Annotated in this window: 14 protein-coding genes; 8 read left to right on the plus strand and 6 right to left on the minus strand. The window is 36.7% G+C overall.

Annotation, left to right across the window (positions count from 1 at the left end):
- The first annotated feature begins 564 nt into the window (after nucleotides 1-564).
- Nucleotides 565-930 carry a helix-turn-helix domain-containing protein gene (locus ACFOUY_RS02745; protein ID WP_378958919.1) on the plus strand — a complete coding sequence of 122 codons (366 nt, stop codon included), beginning with the start codon at nucleotides 565-567 and terminating at the stop codon, nucleotides 928-930.
- Nucleotides 930-1,850, plus strand: coding sequence for an IS3 family transposase (locus ACFOUY_RS02750; protein WP_378958920.1), 921 nt, complete (start codon nucleotides 930-932; stop codon nucleotides 1,848-1,850). Before ACFOUY_RS02745 ends, ACFOUY_RS02750 begins: the two co-directional genes overlap by 1 nt.
- A 299-nt stretch (nucleotides 1,851-2,149) precedes the next feature.
- On the opposite strand, the gene ACFOUY_RS02755 is transcribed toward ACFOUY_RS02750, so the two are convergent.
- Nucleotides 2,150-3,439, minus strand: a complete 1,290-nt coding sequence (locus ACFOUY_RS02755; RefSeq protein ID WP_378958921.1) for an aminopeptidase P family protein — start codon at nucleotides 3,437-3,439, stop codon at nucleotides 2,150-2,152.
- A gap of 172 nt (nucleotides 3,440-3,611) precedes the next feature.
- Between ACFOUY_RS02755 and ACFOUY_RS02760 the strand changes: the two genes are divergently transcribed.
- The 6 genes from ACFOUY_RS02760 to ACFOUY_RS02785 all read left to right on the plus strand — a co-directional run bounded on the left by ACFOUY_RS02760 (nucleotide 3,612) and on the right by ACFOUY_RS02785 (nucleotide 9,981).
- The gene (locus ACFOUY_RS02760) at nucleotides 3,612-4,973 is read left to right on the plus strand and encodes an OmpA family protein (protein WP_378958922.1); all 1,362 of its coding nucleotides are present in this window, start codon (nucleotides 3,612-3,614) and stop codon (nucleotides 4,971-4,973) included.
- Nucleotides 4,974-5,048: 75 nt separating this feature from the next.
- Nucleotides 5,049-5,189 carry a DUF6728 family protein gene (locus ACFOUY_RS02765; RefSeq protein WP_378958923.1) on the plus strand — a complete coding sequence of 47 codons (141 nt, stop codon included), beginning with the start codon at nucleotides 5,049-5,051 and terminating at the stop codon, nucleotides 5,187-5,189.
- A gap of 19 nt (nucleotides 5,190-5,208) precedes the next feature.
- Complete coding sequence (locus tag ACFOUY_RS02770; protein ID WP_378958924.1) at nucleotides 5,209-5,589, plus strand: RidA family protein; 381 nt, start codon at nucleotides 5,209-5,211, stop codon at nucleotides 5,587-5,589.
- A 2-nt stretch (nucleotides 5,590-5,591) separates the two neighbouring features.
- Nucleotides 5,592-6,494, plus strand: coding sequence for an EamA family transporter (locus ACFOUY_RS02775; protein WP_378958925.1), 903 nt, complete (start codon nucleotides 5,592-5,594; stop codon nucleotides 6,492-6,494).
- A gap of 5 nt (nucleotides 6,495-6,499) precedes the next feature.
- The gene (gene recG / locus ACFOUY_RS02780) at nucleotides 6,500-8,605 is read left to right on the plus strand and encodes an ATP-dependent DNA helicase RecG (RefSeq protein ID WP_378958926.1); all 2,106 of its coding nucleotides are present in this window, start codon (nucleotides 6,500-6,502) and stop codon (nucleotides 8,603-8,605) included.
- Between the two features lie 89 nt (nucleotides 8,606-8,694).
- Nucleotides 8,695-9,981, plus strand: a complete 1,287-nt coding sequence (locus tag ACFOUY_RS02785; RefSeq protein ID WP_452431341.1) for an MFS transporter — start codon at nucleotides 8,695-8,697, stop codon at nucleotides 9,979-9,981.
- 526 nt (nucleotides 9,982-10,507) lie between these two features.
- Here the strand turns inward: ACFOUY_RS02785 and ACFOUY_RS02795 are convergent.
- The 5 genes from ACFOUY_RS02795 to ACFOUY_RS02815 all read right to left on the minus strand — a co-directional run bounded on the left by ACFOUY_RS02795 (nucleotide 10,508) and on the right by ACFOUY_RS02815 (nucleotide 20,265).
- Nucleotides 10,508-10,723: a PLDc N-terminal domain-containing protein gene (locus tag ACFOUY_RS02795; protein ID WP_378958927.1), complete on the minus strand. Its 216-nt coding sequence runs from the start codon at nucleotides 10,721-10,723 to the stop codon at nucleotides 10,508-10,510.
- Between the two features lie 15 nt (nucleotides 10,724-10,738).
- Nucleotides 10,739-12,493 carry an ABC transporter ATP-binding protein gene (locus tag ACFOUY_RS02800; protein WP_378958928.1) on the minus strand — a complete coding sequence of 585 codons (1,755 nt, stop codon included), beginning with the start codon at nucleotides 12,491-12,493 and terminating at the stop codon, nucleotides 10,739-10,741.
- A gap of 104 nt (nucleotides 12,494-12,597) precedes the next feature.
- Entirely contained in the window at nucleotides 12,598-15,753 is a 3,156-nt protein-coding gene (locus tag ACFOUY_RS02805; RefSeq protein ID WP_378958929.1) for a TonB-dependent receptor, read from the minus strand.
- 164 nt (nucleotides 15,754-15,917) lie between these two features.
- A complete protein-coding gene (locus ACFOUY_RS02810; RefSeq protein WP_378958931.1) occupies nucleotides 15,918-17,228 on the minus strand; it encodes an amidohydrolase family protein in 1,311 nt (436 codons plus the stop codon).
- Between the two features lies 1 nt (nucleotide 17,229).
- Nucleotides 17,230-20,265 (minus strand): amidohydrolase family protein, encoded by a 3,036-nt coding sequence (locus ACFOUY_RS02815; protein ID WP_378958932.1) that lies wholly within the window; start codon nucleotides 20,263-20,265, stop codon nucleotides 17,230-17,232.
- Nucleotides 20,266-20,275 lie beyond the last annotated feature (10 nt).

Here is a 20,275-nt window from a genome sequence, read left to right on the forward strand (position 1 = left end):
ATATATGAAAATCAACACTTTAAACCAAAAAAATAACATAAAAAAATATAAAAAATTTAAGCAAAATAAAAGGGCTGATCATTTTATTTATGATACAGCCCCTTTAAAAGAAAGTAATTTTAATATTTATCGTTTTGCAGAGCAGTTTACACAATCTGTATAATCATTGTCCATTCTGTATACTTGGTTAACCCTTGATATACTATTGGTTAACCTTTTGTTAACCCTTTTTTCCTGACTTCAGCAATGCGTCACCCAATTTGAACTTGAAGCTTTTTGAATTGGATAAAAGTATCATGATTTTTAAAAACAAGCATCTACACGATTCTCAGAGCGTCAAANTTTTTATATGCAGAAAAAGCATGGAAAATTATTCAACATTACAAAATGCAAAGCATAGATAAAAAAAAGCTTCGCGAAGCTATTCGCGAAGCTTTAAAAGAAAGTAATTTTAATATTTATCGTTTTGCAGAGCAGTTTACACAATCTGTATAATCATTGTCCATTCTGTGTCCATTCCTAAAAAAAGTTTACATAAAAAGTTTTTCAAAACAGAAAAACATTATGATAAGAGAAAAAGCACTTAAAGGTAAGGGTGGTCGTGAATCTATCCATTCTGATAGTTTCAGAATCCAGATTGCCTTAGAATATCTGGATGGAGCGTTCAGCCAATCGCAAATAGAAAAAAAATATGGACTTGCCGAAAAATCCGTATATCGTTTCGTAAATTGGTACAAGGAAAACCAGATCGCCACTATGGATCAACACCCACCTGAGCAGGAATTGTGCACCAACAGTTCCGCAGATCAACGAGCACTTGAGAAAAAACTAGCGCTAGCAGAGCTGAAGATTGCCGCACTTGAAAAAGTTATTGCGATGGCCAACCAGGAGTATAATACTGACCTTAAAAAAAAAGCTGCTACCAAGTGATGGCTGAACTACGCGGAACACGCCGATATTACAGTATTGACAATCTATGCTGGGCATTTGGCTATACCAGACAGGCCTGGTACAACTATGTTAAAAGATCAGAACTTCATTCCTTTCAGGAACATATCGTACTTCAAAGAATAAAGGAGATCAGAAATGATCTGCCAAAAACAGGTTGCATCAAGCTGTATAAAGAACTCAATAATGGGTTCTTGCAGACCTTAGGGATAGCTATGGGCAGAGATGCTGTATTTGAACTTGTCCGTGAAAATGGTATGCTAATAAAGTCTAGAAAACGGTACGCGGTGACAACCAATTCATTCCACCGCTACAGAATACATCCAGATCTGGTGCAGCGCAGGCATGCGGAACGGGCGGAAGAAATATGGGTGAGCGATATTACCTACATCACTACGATGACCGGTTTTACCTATCTGTCCCTAATTACAGATGCCTACTCAAGAAAAATAGTTGGCCATTACCTATCCACAAACCTGAAAGCTTCGGGATGCTTAAAAGCACTCGATAAGGCAGTAATGTCCAGAATATATCCAGAAAGCAAATTGATACACCATTCTGACAGGGGAACGCAGTATTGTTGTGATGATTATGTTGGACAACTCAAAAAAAAGGAAATCAGGATCAGTATGACCCAGAATGGTAGCCCTTATGATAATGCCATCGCTGAGCGGGTTAATGGAATACTTAAAACAGAATTTGAGCTCTACCAAACCTTTAAGTCACATAGCCATGCTAGTGCCGCAATAGAAAATGCAGTCTATAAATATAATAACCTAAGGCTACATACAAGTTGCAACTATATGACCCCAGAAAACACACACAATAAGGAAAAAGTAAATCAAAATAAAATAAATCAAACCCATGTAAACAAATATCAGGAAGAAATAATAACATTGTAAACCCAATACAGTAAAAACAAATTCTATAGTAAACACAAATCAGTAATAAGACTTTTTACTGTAAACTTATTCCAGTATAGGACAAGTATAGGACACTGTATACTTGGTTAACCCTTGATATACTATTGGTTAACCTTTTGTTAACCCTTTTCTTACCCTCAGTTAACCCATTCTTTACCCTTTGTTAACCCATTAGGTAAAGAAATACTAAAGCTAGGGTTAACAAAAGGTGTGTGGTATTGCCTGGTTGTATAATCGAAGTGCATCAATCAAATGCAAATGGAGTGCATCAGTTTATACTATCCATTCATAATATCTTCAATTTCTGCTACTTCTAATGGGATATCGGCCATTAAATCTAGATTCCCGTTCGAAGTAATTAAAATATTGTTCTCTAAACGAATACCTAAACCTTCTTCGGGGATGTAAATGCCAGGTTCTACCGTTAATATATTTCCTGTTGCAAAAGGAGTATATCTTCCTGCAAAATCATGAACATCGATACCTAAGTGGTGCGAAGTGCCGTGCATAAAATATTTTTTATAGGCAGGATATGCCGGATTTTGGTTTTTAACATCTGCTGTAGATAGCAAACCAAGATTAACGAGTTGCTCTGTCATGATTTCCCCAACCTCCTCATGATAAATATTCCATACCGCACCGCTTACAATGAGTTTTGTTGCTTCTTTCATTACATGCAGAACGGCATTATATACATCTTTTTGCCTCTGGGTAAATTTGCCGCTTACTGGTACCGAACGACTCATGTCTGCGTTGTAGTTTGCATATTCTGCCCCAAAATCAAAAAGTATTACATCTCCGGCTTTACATTCTTGATTGTTATCGTTGTAATGCAGAATGTTTGCATTGTGTCCTGATGCTATTATTGGAGTATATGCATGCCCGGTTCCGCCCTGTTTTATAAACTCGTGTATAATTTCGGCTTCAATTTCATATTCCTTAACGCCAGGCTTAATAAACTTTAGAACCCTCACGAAAGCATCACGGGTAATTGCGCAAGCTTTTTTAGTTATCTCTACTTCAAAATCAGATTTAACTGCCCTTAAACCACGCATTATTGGAGCAGCACGTTCGTAATGATGCAAAGGATATTTAGAACGCATTTGTTCTATAAAACGAATATCACGATAAGGTACAATGTGAGCATACCTGTCATTTTCATTTGTGTTCAGATAAATGTTGTCAGCATAATTTACAATACCATGCAAGATATTATCGAAATCCTCTAGCCAAAAGATACTTTCTATGCCAGATGCAGCCTTTGCCTGTTCTTTTGTGTATTTATAACCTTCCCAAACTTTAATATGGTCGTTTGTCTGTCTTAAAAACAGGACTTGTCTGTACAAAGGATTAGGACAATCAGGGTAAAGTAGCAATATTGTCTGCTCTTGATCAATTCCCGATAAATAAAATAAATCTGGATTTTGCTTAAAAACGAAGTTTTGATCGCCGCTTCTAGGAAATTCATCTTGCGATTGAAATATTGCTAATGAGTTCTTTTTAAGCTCTTTAATAAAATTTTTTCTGTTTAAAACGAATAAATCCTGATTGATTTGTTGGTATTTCATAATGATTATGTGGTAATACAGGTAATGGCCAAATGTAAGAAAATCATTAATTATAGTGAAGTTTGGAACAGAGTTTGTATAAAAGTTTGAAAATTTAATATTTTGTTTAATTTTGCAGTTACTAAAAAATTAATCAATTAAATTGTTTAACCCTTAAAAAAGAAAAAAGATTATGAATTATTCTACTTTAAAGAAAAGTGTTGCACTTTCTTTAGTGGCATTAACAGGAGTTGCTACTCTTGCTGTCGCTCAAGATGCACCTGCAACAACTTCTTCAACCAAAGTGTTTGGTGGAAGAGGACAGTACAGAACTTGGTCAATCGGTGTTAACGGTGGTGTATTAGCACCAGTTGTTGCTATCGGTGGTTCTAATGACTACAACTCATGGGATGTTAACTTAGGTTACGGTTTAAATATCCGTAAACAATTAGGTCACTCTTTCGCTTTAGAATTAGCGGGTGTTCGTGGTAAAGTTTCAGGTTCAAACGTTTCTACAAACGGTCCTATCGCTCCTGGTAGTGCGACTGCTAAAGAATACGAAACTCAATTACAGTATGCTGTAGATTTACGTGGTGTTGTTAACGTTGGTTCTATTGATTTCTTACGTCGTGAGAACTCTGTAGGTTTCTTCGTTACTGCAGGTGCTGGTTACATGGCTTATGCTCCGAAAGTAACTTATACTAACGGAACTGTTGTTGATTGGAAAGGTAAAGCTACAGGTCCTGTTGGCGATCCTCATGATGTAAAAGATTACGTAAAAGGAATGTACATTCCAGTTGGTGTTGGTGTTAAATTTAAAGTTTCTGAGCGTGTTAACTTCAACTTAGGTTACACAATGAACTTTATCGATGCTGATAACTTTGATGGTGTTTACGCACAAGGTACTACTAAAGATAAATTCTCTTACGGTTATGCTGGTTTAGAATTCTCTTTAGGTTCATCTGCTAAACCTAGCTTAGAGTGGACTAACCCATTAGCTACTATGTATGATGACTTAAAAGATCCAACTTTACGTCAAGAAGTTGAAGCTTTGAAAAACCGTGTATCTGCTGTTGAAAAATCTGTTGAAGATTTGAAAAAAGATACTGATGGTGATGGTGTTGCTGATCAATTCGACAAATGCCCAGGAACTCCTGCAGGTACTGCTGTTGATGGTTCAGGATGTCCACTTCCTAAATTTGAAGCTGCTAAAGATTCTTCAACTGTAACAGGTTTCGAAAAAATCGGTTTTGATTTCAACTCATCAGTTTTAAAAACTGAGTCTTATCCAACTTTAGATAAATTATCTTCAGTGTTACGTGAAAACGGTGGTAAAGTAACTGTAAACGGTTACGCTTCAAGCGAAGGTACTGCTGCATATAACTTGAAATTATCTAAAGACAGAGCTAACTCTGTTAAAACTTACTTAGTAAACTCTGGTGTTAACGCTAGTCAAGTTGCTACTAAAGGTAATGGTGAAGCTAATCCAATTGCTTCTAACGATACTGAAGAAGGTCGTATCCAAAACCGTCGTGTTGAAACTGCTAGAAACTAGTATTTCAATATAAAATTTTAAAAAAGGGTTTCGACATATTGTCGAGACCCTTTTTTTATTTCATACATTTGTGTTATGTACTTCTTTAGAAAAAAAGACCCAAATAGGCCAAATAATATAAACATAAAAATTATGCATTTTATTAATGCATTGGCAATATTAATTTTTCTAGCAGGCATAATTTATAAGCTTATCGAATGGCTCAGTAAACCTTAAAACTATACCAATAATCAATATGAAAAAAATTATTAAAACCACAAATGCGCCTGCACCAATCGGGCCATATAGCCAGGCTGTACAAGCAGGCAACTTTTTATTTGTATCTGGCCAGGTTGCCATTAATCCAGAAAATGGCGAATTAAATATGGCTAATATTGAAGAGGAAACTCATCAGGTTATGCGTAATTTAAAGGCAGTTTTACTAGAGGCAGGTCTTGATTTCGAAAACGTTGTTAAATCGACTATATTTTTAACTGACATGGGAACTTTTGCCCAAGTAAACGAAATTTATGGTAAATATTTTACTTCAGATTTTCCGGCACGTGAAACTGTACAAGTATCTGTATTACCAAAAAATGTTAATGTAGAAATTTCTGTAATTGCCATTGTGTCCTAATTTTGGTATCAGGTAAAAGCAAATATTTTTTAGCAGGCATTATTCCGTACATTATATGGGGAACAATGTCTGTTCCTTTAAGAAATATAAAACATTTCCCGCCTCAGGAAATTTTATATTACAGGATATTTATCTCCATAATAATGGTTTGGACAACTATTCTATTATTTAGACGACCCGCACTTAAAAGCGATATTGCACATGTTAAATCCCTGAAAAAGGGTGAAAAAACAAAATTGCTTCTGCTTACAATTTTATCAGCATTTTTAATTACAGGCAATTGGTTTACCTATATTTTTGCTGTAAATAACGTTAGTCTTAAGGCGGCAGCATTTGCCTATATGGTTTGCCCTATTATAACTGCATTATGCGGATTTATAATTTTAAAAGAACGTTTAACAAGAATTAAAATCATTGCGATAGTAATTGCATTTATAAGTATTATCTTACTGGCAACAGGCTCATTATACGAGGTAGCCTGGGCAGTTGTTATTGCCTCCTTTTATGCGCTGTATGTGATTGTGTTGAAAGTGATTAAACATGTAGATAAGTTTAATTTTTTAGGTGTACAACTTATATTATCAGGGTTTATCATGTTGCCAATGTATTTTATTAATTCAAATACCTTTCCAACCGAAACCTATTTCTGGGGTCATATTCTCTTAATTGCCATCGTTTTTACCATAATTCCTCTTTTTTTAAATTCTTATGCTTTACTTGGCATGCCATCTTCTGCATTAGGAATTTTGATTTATTTAAATCCTATTGTTGCTTTTGCAGTTGCATTTTTCTATTTTAAAGAGAAAATAGATATAAACCAGTTATTTGCCTATTTACTTTTACTGGTATCGATAATTATTTTTAATGCGCAGTTGCTTAAAAGTGTTGTTTACAAGAAAGACTAGTTACTTTGTTTAATTCGGTTTTAGATACTCCTGTAGAATTTATTAAAGGTGTTGGCCCAAGTCGTGCCGATGTTTTAAAAAAAGATCTTGGTCTTTTTACCTTTCAGGATATGCTTGCGCATTACCCTTTCAGGTATATAGACAGAACAAAATATTTCAAAATCAATCAAATCAATCTCGATTCTCAATATATCCAAATTATTGGGCGGGTTATTAGTAAAAAGGTAATAGGCGAAAAAAGAACTAAACGAATCGTTGCCGTTTTTAAAGATGAAACAGGAATAATGGAATTGGTTTGGTTCCAGAGTTTGAAATGGGTTGAAGATAATATTATTGTGGGCACAGCTTATGTTGCTTTTGGGAAACCTACGCTTTTTAACGGTACCTTCAGTATTTCTCATCCAGAGATGGAACTTTACCAAAATAAACCTGTTGGTCGCGGAAATTTAACTCTACAACCCGTTTACAATTCAACTGAAAAGCTAAAAAAATTCAATCTAGATTCTAAAGGATTGCAGCGATTAATAGCAGGGTTACTAGATCAGGTTATTCCGCAAGTTCCGGAAAATTTACCTGCATATATTATCAATAAGTATCAGCTGCCAGATAAAAAAATGGCTTTGCTAAATATTCATTTCCCTAAAAACCAGAAAGATTTAAACGATGCGGAGCGAAGATTAAAATTTGAAGAGTTATTTTTTATCCAGTTGCAACTGTTGCATAATAAACAATTAAGGCAGCTAAAATTTAAAGGCGTAACCTTCGAAAAAGTTGGCGAAAAGGTTAACCGCTTTTATAAAGAATTTTTGCCATTTGAGTTAACTAATGCCCAGAAACGTGTTGTTAAAGAAATTCGGATTGACACACAACGGGGTGTGCAAATGAACAGGCTTGTACAGGGCGACGTAGGAAGCGGCAAAACCGCTGTTGCTTTGATGAGTATGCTCTTAGCAAACGACAACGGCTATCAGGCTTGTATGATGGCTCCGACAGAAATCCTGGCTCGGCAACACTATGCGTCCATAATTGAATTGGTTAGTGATGATTTGGTTAAGGTTGCTATTCTTACCGGAAATACGAAGAAGAAAGAAAGAACCATTTTACATCAGCAATTGGAGAATGGCGAAATCGATATTTTAATTGGAACCCATGCTTTAATCGAAGATAAAGTTCAATTTAAAAATTTAGGCTTAGTTGTTATTGATGAACAGCATCGTTTTGGCGTAGAACAACGTGCTAAACTATGGCGCAAGAATATTATTCCGCCACATATCTTAGTCATGACCGCCACCCCAATTCCCCGAACCTTGGCCATGACTTTATACGGCGATTTAGATGTTTCGATAATTGATGAATTGCCTGCCGGAAGAAAGCCAATTGAAACCAGACATTTATTTGAAGGACAAAGGTTAAGAATGTTCGGTTTTATGAAGCAGGAAATTGCCAAAGGCAGGCAAGTTTACATTGTTTATCCATTGATAAAAGAAAGCGAAAAATTAGATTTATTGCATCTTGAAGCTGGTGTAGAACAATTAAGTTATCAATTTCCCAGGCCAGATTATCAAATCAGCATTGTACACGGACAAATGCCAAATGCTGATAAGCAATTCGAAATGCAACAGTTTATTGATGGCAAGAGTCAGATTATGGTTGCTACTACTGTTATTGAGGTTGGCGTAAACGTGCCAAATGCATCGGTAATGGTTATCGAAAATGCGGAGCGATTCGGGCTTTCTCAACTGCATCAGTTAAGAGGAAGAGTTGGGCGAGGTTCGGAACATTCTTTTTGTATTTTAATGAGTGGAAACAAGCTAAGCAAAGAAGGTAAGGTTCGCTTAGAAACCATGGTGAGAACAAATAATGGTTTCGAAATTTCTGAAATAGATTTGCAACTTCGCGGGCCCGGCGATATTACGGGAACACAACAGAGTGGAGTACTCGATTTGAAACTTGCAGATTTAGCCAAAGATCAGGTTATCCTTTCTGAAGCACGAAATACTGTGATTGAGCTTTTCGAAAATGACCCTCAATTAGAAAAACCTGAAAACGCTTTGCTTAAGGCGCACCTTACAAAATTGGAACGTGGAATTTCTTTTGATAAGATTTCCTAGTATCATTTATTGGTAACGTTTCTAACTAGTTTTAGTTCAGTTTTCGATTTTTGTTTTTCAACACGTAGTTTTGCTGTAAATAATTTTCTGTGGCAGATTCAGACCCAAATTCCGTTTTAGTTAAACCAGATCCTTTCGCGGCTTTGCGTTATAAAGAGTTTCGTTCTTTTTTAGGTATGCGCTTTTTCTTTACACTTGCTTACCAAATGCAGGCCGTAGTTATTGGGTATCATATTTATGATTTAACACACGATCCGTTAAAATTAGGTTTAGTTGGTTTGTGTGAAGCTATTCCGGCAATAGGCATTGCCTTATATGGCGGTTACATTGCCGATAAGAGTGAGAAAAGGGGCTTGCTCATCAAAATTTTCTCAGGCGTATGGTTAGCCTCTGTATTAATGTTAATTATAACCAGTAAATATCTTCACCTCAAAGAAGATGTTATTGTACTAATTATGTACGGTTTGGTGTTTTGTATAGGTTTAGCCCGCGGCTTTTTCGGACCTGCAACATTCTCGCTGATGGCTAAAATTGTTCCCAAAGAGTTGTACCCAAATTCGAGCACATGGAATAGTAGCAGCTGGCAAATGGCAACTATTATTGGCCCGTTGGTTGGTGGTTTGGTAAACTGGCTTTGGGGAATTACTGCTGCTTACAGTGTAATTGTTTTGTTAGTTTCAATTTCTTTGATATGCATTTTCACCTTCAAAAAGCATCCATCTACTTATGTTCCAAAAGAGAATATATTTCACAGCTTAAAAGAAGGAATTCAATTTGTGTTTAAAACCAAAATGATGGTTTGGGCAATGAGCTTAGATCTGTTTTCTGTTTTTTTCGGAGGTGCTGTTGCTTTGCTACCTATGTTTGCAAAAGATGTATTTCACCTCGGTTCATTCGGTTTAGGTATGATGCGTGGTGCAGCATCGTCGGGTGCGGTAATTACCATGCTGGCTATGACACGTTTCTCGCCAATGGGCAAACCCTGGCGAAACCTCCTTATTGCCGTAACTGGTTTTGGTTTAAGTATTATTTGTTATGGTTTATCAAAAAACTTTTACCTAACGCTATTTTTTCTGTTCTTAGAGGGCTCTTTCGATAGTGTAAGTGTAATTATCCGCCAAACCATTATGCAATTGCTTACGCCCGATGATATGCGTGGTCGTGTGTCTGCCGTAAATAGTATGTTTATTGGTTCTTCAAACGAGATAGGAGAGTTTGAATCTGGTTTGTCAGCTAAATTATTAACCCTGGTTCCTGCAGTTGTATTTGGTGGCAGTATGACAATTGGTATTGCATTTATAACCTGGTTAAAAACAAAGTCGCTAACTAAGTTAAGTTTGCAAGATATAAATGAGCAAACAAATAAAACTTCCTGATAGGATAAATTAAATAATTTTATTAGAAAAGCTAATTTCTGCTAAAAACTAAGGTACTTCCTGCCTATCCTCCAATCTTTTTGTTAACGTTAGAAGAATACTCAAAAACATTGCTACAAAAAGTATTTCCGTACAGTCAGGTTTATTTTACGCAGGTTGGTGCTGCTGTTTGAGTTTGCCACCCAAAGCTTTAATTTTAATGGTTTTTTAAAACGATTGAATCGTTTAGCTATTTATGCGCTCGTTAGAAACGAGCGCAGGCATGTACTAATGCTGGTTTTCATTGGCAGGAAGAACAGCGGGACAGAACCGAATTTAAGAACTGCTGGCATTGCTTTTCAAAACTTAATTTTAATGGTTTTTTAAAACGATTGAATCGTTTAGCTATTTATGCGCTCGTTAAAAACGAGCGCAAGCATGTACAAATGTCGGTTTTCATTGTCAGGAGAAACAGCGAGGCAGAACCTATCATAAGCAATAGTTGCCATTGCTTTCCAAATCGTTGTTTATATAACCAATTCTTCGTTTAAAACTTCTTGTTTTTACCCCATACTAAATAAATAATCGAACCTAAAAAAGGTGCCAAAAGAATGATAATAAACCATAATACTTTTACCGGGAAAACCATTGACGAGTTTTTTGAAATATGATATAAGGCCGCTAAAATTAACGCCAGCCAAAGTATGGCAGCAATGATTATTATGATTGCGATTTGATTACTTTCTACTTGTGCTAATAACATGGCGATGAAGTTTTATTATGCTTCAACAATTCTTTCGCCAATTTGTTGGCGCCACATAGCTTGATATAAACCGTTTTGAGCAATTAATTCTTCGTGATTGCCTTGCTCAATAATTTGACCTTTTTCTAAAACATAGATTACATCAGCATGCTTAATAGTTGATAAACGGTGCGCAATTAGTATCGTGATGTGATCTGTTAAGTTAGATACGTTTCTGATGGTTTTAGTAATTTCTTCTTCTGTGATAGAATCTAGTGAAGAAGTTGCCTCATCAAAAACCAAGATATCTGGCTGACGTAGAAGTGCTCTCGCAATAGATAAACGTTGTTTTTCGCCCCCCGAAACTTTTACACCACCTTCACCTATTAACGAATCTAAGCCTTTATCAGCTCTTGCTAGTAAGGTTTGGCAAGCCGCCTGATTTAAAACTTTGAAACATTCTTCGTCTGTAGCATTTGGATTTACAAACAATAAATTTTCTCTTATAGTACCCGAAAACAATTGAGTATCTTGAGTAACAAAACCAATTTTTTCTCGTAAGGCATCTAAATCTATATCGTGGCTCGTTGTTCCGTTATATAAAATTTCACCGTCTTTAGCAGGGTATAAACCAACTAATAGTTTTACAAGAGTAGATTTTCCTGCTCCAGATGGACCAACAAATGCAATGGTTTGGCCGTTATGTGTACTAAATGAAATATTTTCTAAAGCATTTCTGTTTGCTGTTAAATGTTTAAAGCTTACCGATTTAAATGTAAGATTCTTAATTTTTCCAATCGAAATTGGGTTGGCTGGTTTTTTATCAATAGGGGTACTTAAAATTCTTTTAAAGTTTCCTAATGATACTTCCGATTCACGCCATGCTAAAATTACGTTACCTAATTCCTGCAGCGGGCCAAATAAGAAGAATGAATAAAATAAAAACGAAAAGTATTGCCCTGGCGAAATTGTATTATCGAAAATTAAAAGCAAGAGTACTACAATCATAGAGCTTCTAACCAAGTTTACGGTTGTGCCCTGAACGAAACTCATGCTTCGAACATATTTAACTTTCTTAAGTTCTAAGCCTAAAATTTTGTATGTCGTTTTATTTAACCGCTCAATTTCCTGATCAGCTAAGCCTAAACTTTTAACCAATTCTATGTTTCTTAAAGATTCTGTAGTAGAACCTGCAAGTGCCGTAGTTTCGCCAACAATGGAACGTTGAATGGTTTTAATTTTACGACTTAAAAACCAGCTCACAAAACTAATAATCGGAATTGCCGCAAAGTAAACTAAGGTTACTTTATAACTTATCGAAACCGAATAAACAATTACAAAAATCATCCCGATTAAGCTTACAAAAAGTACGCTGATAAATGAGGTGATAAACTTTTCAGAGTCTAATCTTACTTTTTGTAAAATGCCCAAAGTTTCTCCACTTCGTTGGTCTTCAAAAACCTGATAAGGGAGTTTTAAAGAATGCTGCAAACCATCGGCATACATTTTTGCACCAACTTTTTGGACAATAACGCTGGTAAAGTAATCTTGAAAGTTTTTAGCGATACGCGAAACCATAGCAGCGCCAATAGCCAGTCCGATAAAGCCTAAAGCGCCCCAAATGTATGTGCTTTTGCTTGTGAAAGAAGCTCTTTTGTTAATGTATAAATCTAAAATCCTACCGGTAAAGTAAGGATCCATTAAAGAAAAACCAATATTTATACCTGCAAGTATGAGCGCCAAAGCCACAATCCACTTGTGCCCTTTAAGGTAGTTAAGCAATAATCCCATTAAGTTTTGTTGTTTGTAACTGCAAACATAAAAAAAGGGAATGGATAAAAATCCATTCCCTTTTTTTATGACTTTTTAGATAGATACTTAGTATCCGCTGATGACTAAAATCCGTATCTCAAACCAATTTGGAATTGGTAAGGGTTACCAGAAGGGTTAACGATACCCGTATTATTGACACGGTAAGAATATGCTTTTGCTGTATTATCGAAACCTGTTACAGCATATAATGCTTGTGTACCCAATGTTTCATTAACACCCCATTTCTTATTCAATAAGTTACCAAGGTTAAAGATGTCTCCTGATACTTCTATGTTGTGTGTTTTATAAATTTTGAATTTCTTTGCTAGTCTTAAATCAACAATTCCGAAGAATTTATTAATACCACCGTTACGTTCTGCGATTTGACCCGAATATTTAATTATATAATCTTTTAAACTCTGACTAGCATCTGGATTATCCAATAATGTTTGTAAACCAGTGCGAATAGCTTGTGGAACGCTTGGATTGTTTCTATCAAAAACAAAAGCTAAATCATTTGTTGCCACAAAATCGCCGTTAATGTTACCGCCAGCTAATAAGCTATAGCGTGTACCACCAATGCCAGAATACCGTACACCTACAGTTATGCCATAAAATGTTGGTAAAGTTCCATAGATAACGATTTTATTGCGGAAGTGACCATCTGAATAAGACATTTTACTTAAGTCTCTTGGGTCATCTTTTACAGGTAGTGATAAAGTTGCTGTATTGGCTACGTTACCATTGTAAGATGTGTTGTCTTTAGTGTCGTTTAATGTATAACTCGCTGAGATTTCTCCGTCTTTAAAGTAGTTCCAGGTCGCATCTAAAACAACTGCAAATTGGTTTACTTTTCCTTGACTGTTCATTTCTAGCACGCGACCAAATTGATTAGTTAAGCGACCAAGTTTCCAATCGGCAACGCCATTACTTGCATTAACAGTTGATACAAAAACACCTCTGTTTGCCTCGTTTGCTAAAGTGAAAAATGGATTAGCCACCATGTTTCTGTCTACATACATATAGTTGTTGCGACCTAAGGTTGCATAACCTGTTATACCTACTTTGAATTTATCGGTAATTAATTTACTGTATGATAAGTTTGCTTTGTAAACTACGGGAACTTTAGCGTCAGATGCATAAGTATTTATAGTAGGGACTTGTTGGGCAACTACTGTAGGCGCAGCAACGGTACCATTTCTATATCCGATAAAATTTGGAGTTGGAACTTGCTCGTTAAATACATCAACTGTAGCAAAATGCTTTCCATCGAATGTAAGGTTGTTTATCGTCATGTAGTTATTGATATCCGAACCGAAAATACCTGCACCAAAACGAACGAAGTCCGTTCTGTTTTCGTTAACATCCCAATTGAATTGAATTCTTGGCTGAACTAAGAATTGTTTTAACTCATTATCAGTTCTTACACCAATCGCATCAAATAATTGTTGGTTCAGTGGAGATTTTGGATAAGAACTATAATCAATACGTAAACCTCCAACAAACTCTAATCCTTTGGCCAGTTTTGTTTGCATTTGTCCATAAAGAGCAGTATTCCAGATACCCGCCTTTACTGTTGGGTCTGCAACTAAAGGTACTTCACGGTAGTATCTGTTTGGAATTAGGTTATCGAAGTTTTGTAAAGAGGTTATTGTTGCTCCTGTATTACGAAATTCAAAGCGACCATTTACCTCACTGCCATAAAGTGATTTTGCGTTTGTATATTGTAAATCAACACCGAAAGTATATTTGATTTTATCTGTGTTGTAGTAGAAGTTATCTACTAATTGAAAAACATTGTTTGTAAAGCCTTCCTGGCCAAATCTGTGTCCACCTATCTGAATATCAGTTCCAACTGAAGCGCCAGTAGAAAGCGTAGATGGTACATTATAAACTTGCGCTCTTGGAATTGCACCATTTAATTCGCTATTCTGCGTACTTGCCTGGAAAGTATATAAGTGTTGTACCTTCAATTCATTAGTAACCTTGCTGTTAATTGTTGAACGTAAGGTTGCTAACAAACTGTTGTCAACGTTTTTATCAGTACCATAACTTTCGAAAAAAGTTATCGCTGTATTATCGGCTAAGCCAAGCGGATTTCTATCGTTTGTGTAGTTATCACGAATGGTTAATAAATTCCTATCGTTAATTTGCCAGTCTAAACGGGCAAATGCCGCATCAGAACCTCGCTTTTTATCGAAAGTGCCATATTGAGGCGTATTTGCAACACCATATTTTGTTCGGGCAATACCAAGAAATTGTTCTAAAGTACTGTTGGTAATTCTAAACCTAGCTTCATCCGCAGGGCCATTAACATCAGCAATAATTAAAGGACGAGCATCTTTTTGATGGTCTAATCCTACAAAATAATGCAATTTATCTTTAATAATTGGGCCACCTAAGGTAAAACCGTATTGATAAGTTGAGAAATCATTATCACGTTTTATACCTCTGATATCGTAAGGGCTTGCTAACCAATCTGCACGACCGTAAACGAAAGCGCTACCGGTAATGTCATTTGTGCCCGATTTAGTTACAGCTGTAACAGTACCACCACCGGCTCTGCCTAAAGTTACATCATATTGGTTGGTAACTACTTTAAACTCACGAACAGCTTCAATTGAAATTGAATAGGGTGCACCACTTCTGCTGGTTGTACTTCCTGCTGATGTAGGGTTTTTAGCATTCATACCATCAATAGTATAATTTGTAGAAGAACCTAACTGACCAGCAATACCTCCACCACGACTCAAAGGAGATAAATCCATTAAGTTAGAAAAGTTACGACCGTTTACAGGTAATTGATTCATTGTTTTTGCCGAAATCTCAGTAGATGCGCCAAAATTCTGAACCTTGTTTTTTAAGCCAAAAGCAACAACTTGAACGGCTTCAAGGTTTTGAGATGCTTCTTGCATGGTGATGGAAACTTTTACCACATCACCAAGGTTTAACATATAGCCACTTCTGGTTTGTTCGCCGTAGCCAACAAATACCGCTTTTACAGAGTAAGGGCCGCCTAATGGAAGTTCTTTAAAAGTATACTCACCTTGTGCATTTGTCGATGTTCTGGTGGTAAAACCAGTAGAGTTGTTTCTAACCTGAACCGATACACCAGGGATGGACTGTTTTTTTTCGTCGGTAATAATACCGGAAATTGATGCTTGTGTGGTTTGTGCTCTTAGCGAACTGGAAACACACAAACACAGCATTAACACTGCGAATAGTAAATTTTTAACCATGATTAGTTTTCTGATTTGATGGTGCAAAGTTGTTGTTCCAGTATTAACTAAATTTGGTTTTAGGATTAAGAAATGGTTTACAAATTGTTCGATTTTATGGTTTATGTTAAAATAAAAAACGGCCAGTAAATTAATACTGACCGTTCCCGTTAAGATAATGTTAGCTATTTCTTCTCAGCTGTGTATTTGTCGCTGAATTTTTTATCAAGCTGTTTGTGTAAATTATCCAGGTTGATATCTCTTCCCTGAATAAATGCCTGTTCAACTCGGTTAGTTCTCATATCCAAAGCATCGCCAGTAGAAATAAAGAAAGTAGCATCTTTACCTGTTTCTATACTTCCGGTCGTTTTATCAACCCCCATAGCCTTTGCTGCATTTAGGGTAATTGTAGATAATGCCTTTTCTTTATCTAACCCCCATGCCGTAACGGTTCCAGCCATAAATGGAAGGTTACGTTGTTGCCAGTAACCATCTATACTTAGTACCACGTTTAAGCCTGCATTAGCTAGAATAGCTGCATTTTTATATGGCATATTCACATCATCATCATTGTTATTTGGCAGTGCGTGAGGTTGCTTAACTACGACAGAAACATTATTGTCTTTTAAGAAATCGATAACTAAATAAGCCTCATCAGCGCCTGTAATTACAGGAACGATTCCGAATTTTTTGGCAAAGTTAACCGCGGCAACAATATCTTTTTGGCTTTCTGCTGCAATAAACAATTTTTCTTTACCAGCGAAAACAGGTTTCATCGCTTCGAAACGAGTATTAATAACTTCTGGCTTACCCATTTCCGAATAAGCTTTAGCTTCTGCAAAGAAAGAGTTTAACTGATTTATAGCTGCAAGCGTACGTTCATTCAGCATTTCTGGCGAAGCTGCTGGTCTGCCAAAGCCTCCGAAACCGCCTCTAAAACGTGGCGTAACTGGCCAGGTCATATGCATGGCATCATCCGTTTTAATAGACGCGTCTTCCCAGTTCCATGCATCTAACTGCACAACTGAAGAACTTCCTGAAACTGTTCCACCTTGCGGGGTTGGTTGTGCCATTAAAACGCCATTGCTGCGTAAAGTTGCCGGCACTTTCGAATCAGTATTATACGCAACAATAGAACGGATGTGAGAATTGAAATCGCCAATTTCCTGAAAATCTAGCGTTGCTTTTATCGATTCTGTTTCTATTAATCCCAAATTTGTTGTTGCTGCAATTAGGCCAGGGTAAATGTGTTTGCCAGAAGCGTTAATACTCATAACATCACCTTGTGGCACTTGTCCGCCGGCGGTAACAGAAATAATTTTTCCGTTGCCAAAAAGAATGGTTCCGTTTTCGATTACAGTTCCGTTACCCACGTGTACAGTTGCACCCGTTATTGCAATGGTTTTGCTTTGTTTTTTTGCAGGCGATATGTTGGCTTGGGCAAAGCATATCAGGCTCGATGCCGATAATGCCAAACTAAATATATATGTTTTCATATTAGTGCGCATGTTCTGTTTCGTTTAATTCTGCTGAATAATCTTCCAATGTTTCGCAATTGTAAAGGCGTGGTGCATTACCAAATGGACGTTGTGTACGAACGCCACTGGTTTTGCTTTCTAACATCTTTTGAATTAAACGAGCTTTTTCTGCTTGCTGCGATTTAATCGTTTGAGCATCTTTCTCCATATCCCAATAAGAAATACCATCAACAAATGTCTTTTCTGCTTTAGCATAAATTGATAATGGATTAGCCGACCAGATTACAACATCAGCATCTTTGCCTGGTTTTAAACTGCCAACTTTATCATCGATGTGAAGCATTTTAGCTGGGTTAAGCGTCACAAATTTTAAAGCATCTTCTTCAGGTACGTTACCGTAAAGTAGAGATTTTCCTGCTTCCTGGTTTAAGTGACGAGCCATTTCGGCATCATCAGAGTTGAAAGCTGTTGTTACGCCAACATTATGCATAATTTTTCCGTTGTATGGGATGGCTTCTGCAACCTCGTTTTTGTAAGCCCACCAATCTGAGAAAGTAGAGCCTGCAATGCCATGCGCCTTCATTTTATCGGCCACTTTATAACCTTCTAAAATGTGTGTGAAAGTGTTAATTTTAAAACCTAAACTATCTGCAACATGAATAAGCATATTAATTTCACTTTGTACATAAGAGTGACAGGTAATGAAACGTTTATTATTCAGAATTTCTACAATTGCATCTAATTCTAAATCTCTGCGAACGCTACTGCCTTTTACCGACATTGCTTTTTCGTATTCTTTTGCACGGGTAAATTCATCAACAAAAGTTTGCTCAACACCCATACGTGTTACCGGGAAACGAGCGCCTGTACCAAAATTACTTTGCTTAACGTTTTCGCCTAAAGCAAATTTGATGAAACCATCTGCACCAGCAAATTTCAATTCTTCTGGTGCTTTACCCCAACGTAATTTAATTAACTGAGATTGACCCCCAATTGGATTAGCCGAACCATGCAAAATTTGAGAAGTAGTAACACCACCAGCCAACTGGCGATAAATGTTTACATCTTCAGAATTGATAATATCAGCAATGCGAACTTCAGCCGAAACCGATTGCGCACCTTCATTAATACCGCCGCTACCAGCAATATGCGAGTGCTCATCGATAATACCAGCCGTTACGTGTTTGCCTGTACCATCAATTACTTTTGCATTTCCTGCTGATAAATTTTTACCGACAGCCTTAATTTTACCGTTTTCTAAAAGTACATCTGCATTTTGAAGTACACCTTCTTTTTCGTTTGTCCAAACGGTCGCATTTTTAATTAAAACATTTTCTTGTTTTGGTAATTCTGCATTTCCGAAAGCGCCAAAAGGATAAAGTAAAGTACCTACGGCTAAAGTTGGTTTTGGCTCATCGCGTTTAGGCATTTCTTTAGCGGCCTCTTTATAAGTCGCTGTAAATTTTCCGAAAGTTCCATCAGGTAAAGCCACTTCTCCTTTAAAAGTTAAAGGACTGGCCGAAGTTAAATAACCGCTTAAACGAACGTCGCCTTTAGGGTTTTTCTTTAAGTTAAAATTGATGCTAACCCAATCGCCATTTCTGGTAAACGTTGCGGTTGTTTTAACACTATCAATACCACTTCTTTCGATTGCCGCAGTTGAGCCACCAGTAGTTCCGGTAATTTTTAAAAGTAATGCACCTGCAATACCATCAATATTTAAATTGTAATTACCACGAACATCAGAAACATCCATTTTATTTACGATGAAACGTTTTCCCTGAACCCAGTTTTCGAAAATTATATTTTCTTTTTTGAATAAGTTATCAGATGAGATTAAGAAATTGGCAACTTTACCTTTTTCCAATGAACCAACTTTATCGCCAATACCTAATAATGATGCAGGGATTTCTGTCACAGACTGCAAAGCTTGTTTTTCGGTTAAACCATTCTCAATCGCCGTGCGGATGTTAGCCCAAAAATCGCGGGTGTTTTCCAATCCGAAAGAGGTTAGAGCGAACTTAATTCCAGCTTTTTCTAAGGCCGATGCATTAGTTGGAGCCATTTCCCAGGCCTTCATTTGTGTTAAAGTAATGTTCCTCGCTTCCGCAGGATCTTCAACATCATAAGCTTTAGGGAAGGCTAAAGGAATAATTAAACTTGCGCCTGTTGCTTTAACTTCTGCAATGCGTTGGTATTCATCGCCAGTAGATTTGATGATGTATTGCTTGCCAAATTCTTTTCCGATTTTATTAGCACGAAGGATATTAGCCCAGCCATCTACCTCGAAAATTTGAGGCATATTTTGTTGTTTTCCAAATTCTTCTAACGAGATGTTATATTCATCTTTCTGTTTGCCATACCATTGCGCATCGTAGTAAGTTTGACGAAGCAAAGCGATAGAACCCATTAAAGAGGTTGGGTAATCGTTTGATGATGTTCCTTTGTTAAAGGAATAGTTTGCTGCGGTTTGGTCTTTTAAGAAAACGTTGTTATCTGCACCATCATTTAGAGTTACCGCTGCAGAAACGCCACGGGCAATACCATCGCGACTGATTACATTAACACTACCGAAACCTGCTTTACGCAAATCATCGGCTTTTTTGCTATCAACCGTAAAAATATTTTTAACATAAGTTTCTGGTCTTATAGATTCGTTCCAACCATAAGCGCCTTTTTTAGTAGAAACAAAGATAGACTGGCGACCGCCACCACCTCCGCCACCAAAACCACGAGCCTGAACAGTTGCTTCAGGAACGCCGTAGCTTGTAAAAGCATCAACAAGAGATGGGTAAACAAATTTTCCTTTTAAATCTACAATAACATAACCTTTAGGTACAGCTAATCCGGCGCCTACGGCCTGAATCGTTGAGCCTTTAATTAATAGTGTAGCATTCGACAGAGTTTGACCGGCATTTACTACAATTGTTGCGTTTGTAAAAGCAAACATACCCGGTCTTGTATCAAAAGAGCCATTAACGGGGTAGGTAGTTTGCTGTGCAAACAGAATTGTAGAGGAAAATACCAGCGCAAAGGCGAGTAAAATTTTCTTCATAATATGTTTA

This window comes from Pedobacter jamesrossensis (assembly GCF_042650905.1).
Taxonomy (GTDB): domain Bacteria; phylum Bacteroidota; class Bacteroidia; order Sphingobacteriales; family Sphingobacteriaceae; genus Pedobacter; species Pedobacter jamesrossensis.

Coding starts and splice junctions, on each gene's coding strand:
- ACFOUY_RS02745 (WP_378958919.1), top strand. CDS start 565: ATGATAAGAGAAAAAGCACTTAAAGGTAAGGGTGGTCGTGAATCTATC.
- ACFOUY_RS02750 (WP_378958920.1), top strand. CDS start 930: ATGGCTGAACTACGCGGAACACGCCGATATTACAGTATTGACAATCTA.
- ACFOUY_RS02755 (WP_378958921.1), bottom strand. CDS start 3,439: ATGAAATACCAACAAATCAATCAGGATTTATTCGTTTTAAACAGAAAA.
- ACFOUY_RS02760 (WP_378958922.1), top strand. CDS start 3,612: ATGAATTATTCTACTTTAAAGAAAAGTGTTGCACTTTCTTTAGTGGCA.
- ACFOUY_RS02765 (WP_378958923.1), top strand. CDS start 5,049: ATGTACTTCTTTAGAAAAAAAGACCCAAATAGGCCAAATAATATAAAC.
- ACFOUY_RS02770 (WP_378958924.1), top strand. CDS start 5,209: ATGAAAAAAATTATTAAAACCACAAATGCGCCTGCACCAATCGGGCCA.
- ACFOUY_RS02795 (WP_378958927.1), bottom strand. CDS start 10,723: ATGTTATTAGCACAAGTAGAAAGTAATCAAATCGCAATCATAATAATC.
- ACFOUY_RS02800 (WP_378958928.1), bottom strand. CDS start 12,493: ATGGGATTATTGCTTAACTACCTTAAAGGGCACAAGTGGATTGTGGCT.
- ACFOUY_RS02805 (WP_378958929.1), bottom strand. CDS start 15,753: ATGGTTAAAAATTTACTATTCGCAGTGTTAATGCTGTGTTTGTGTGTT.
- ACFOUY_RS02810 (WP_378958931.1), bottom strand. CDS start 17,228: ATGAAAACATATATATTTAGTTTGGCATTATCGGCATCGAGCCTGATA.
- ACFOUY_RS02815 (WP_378958932.1), bottom strand. CDS start 20,265: ATGAAGAAAATTTTACTCGCCTTTGCGCTGGTATTTTCCTCTACAATT.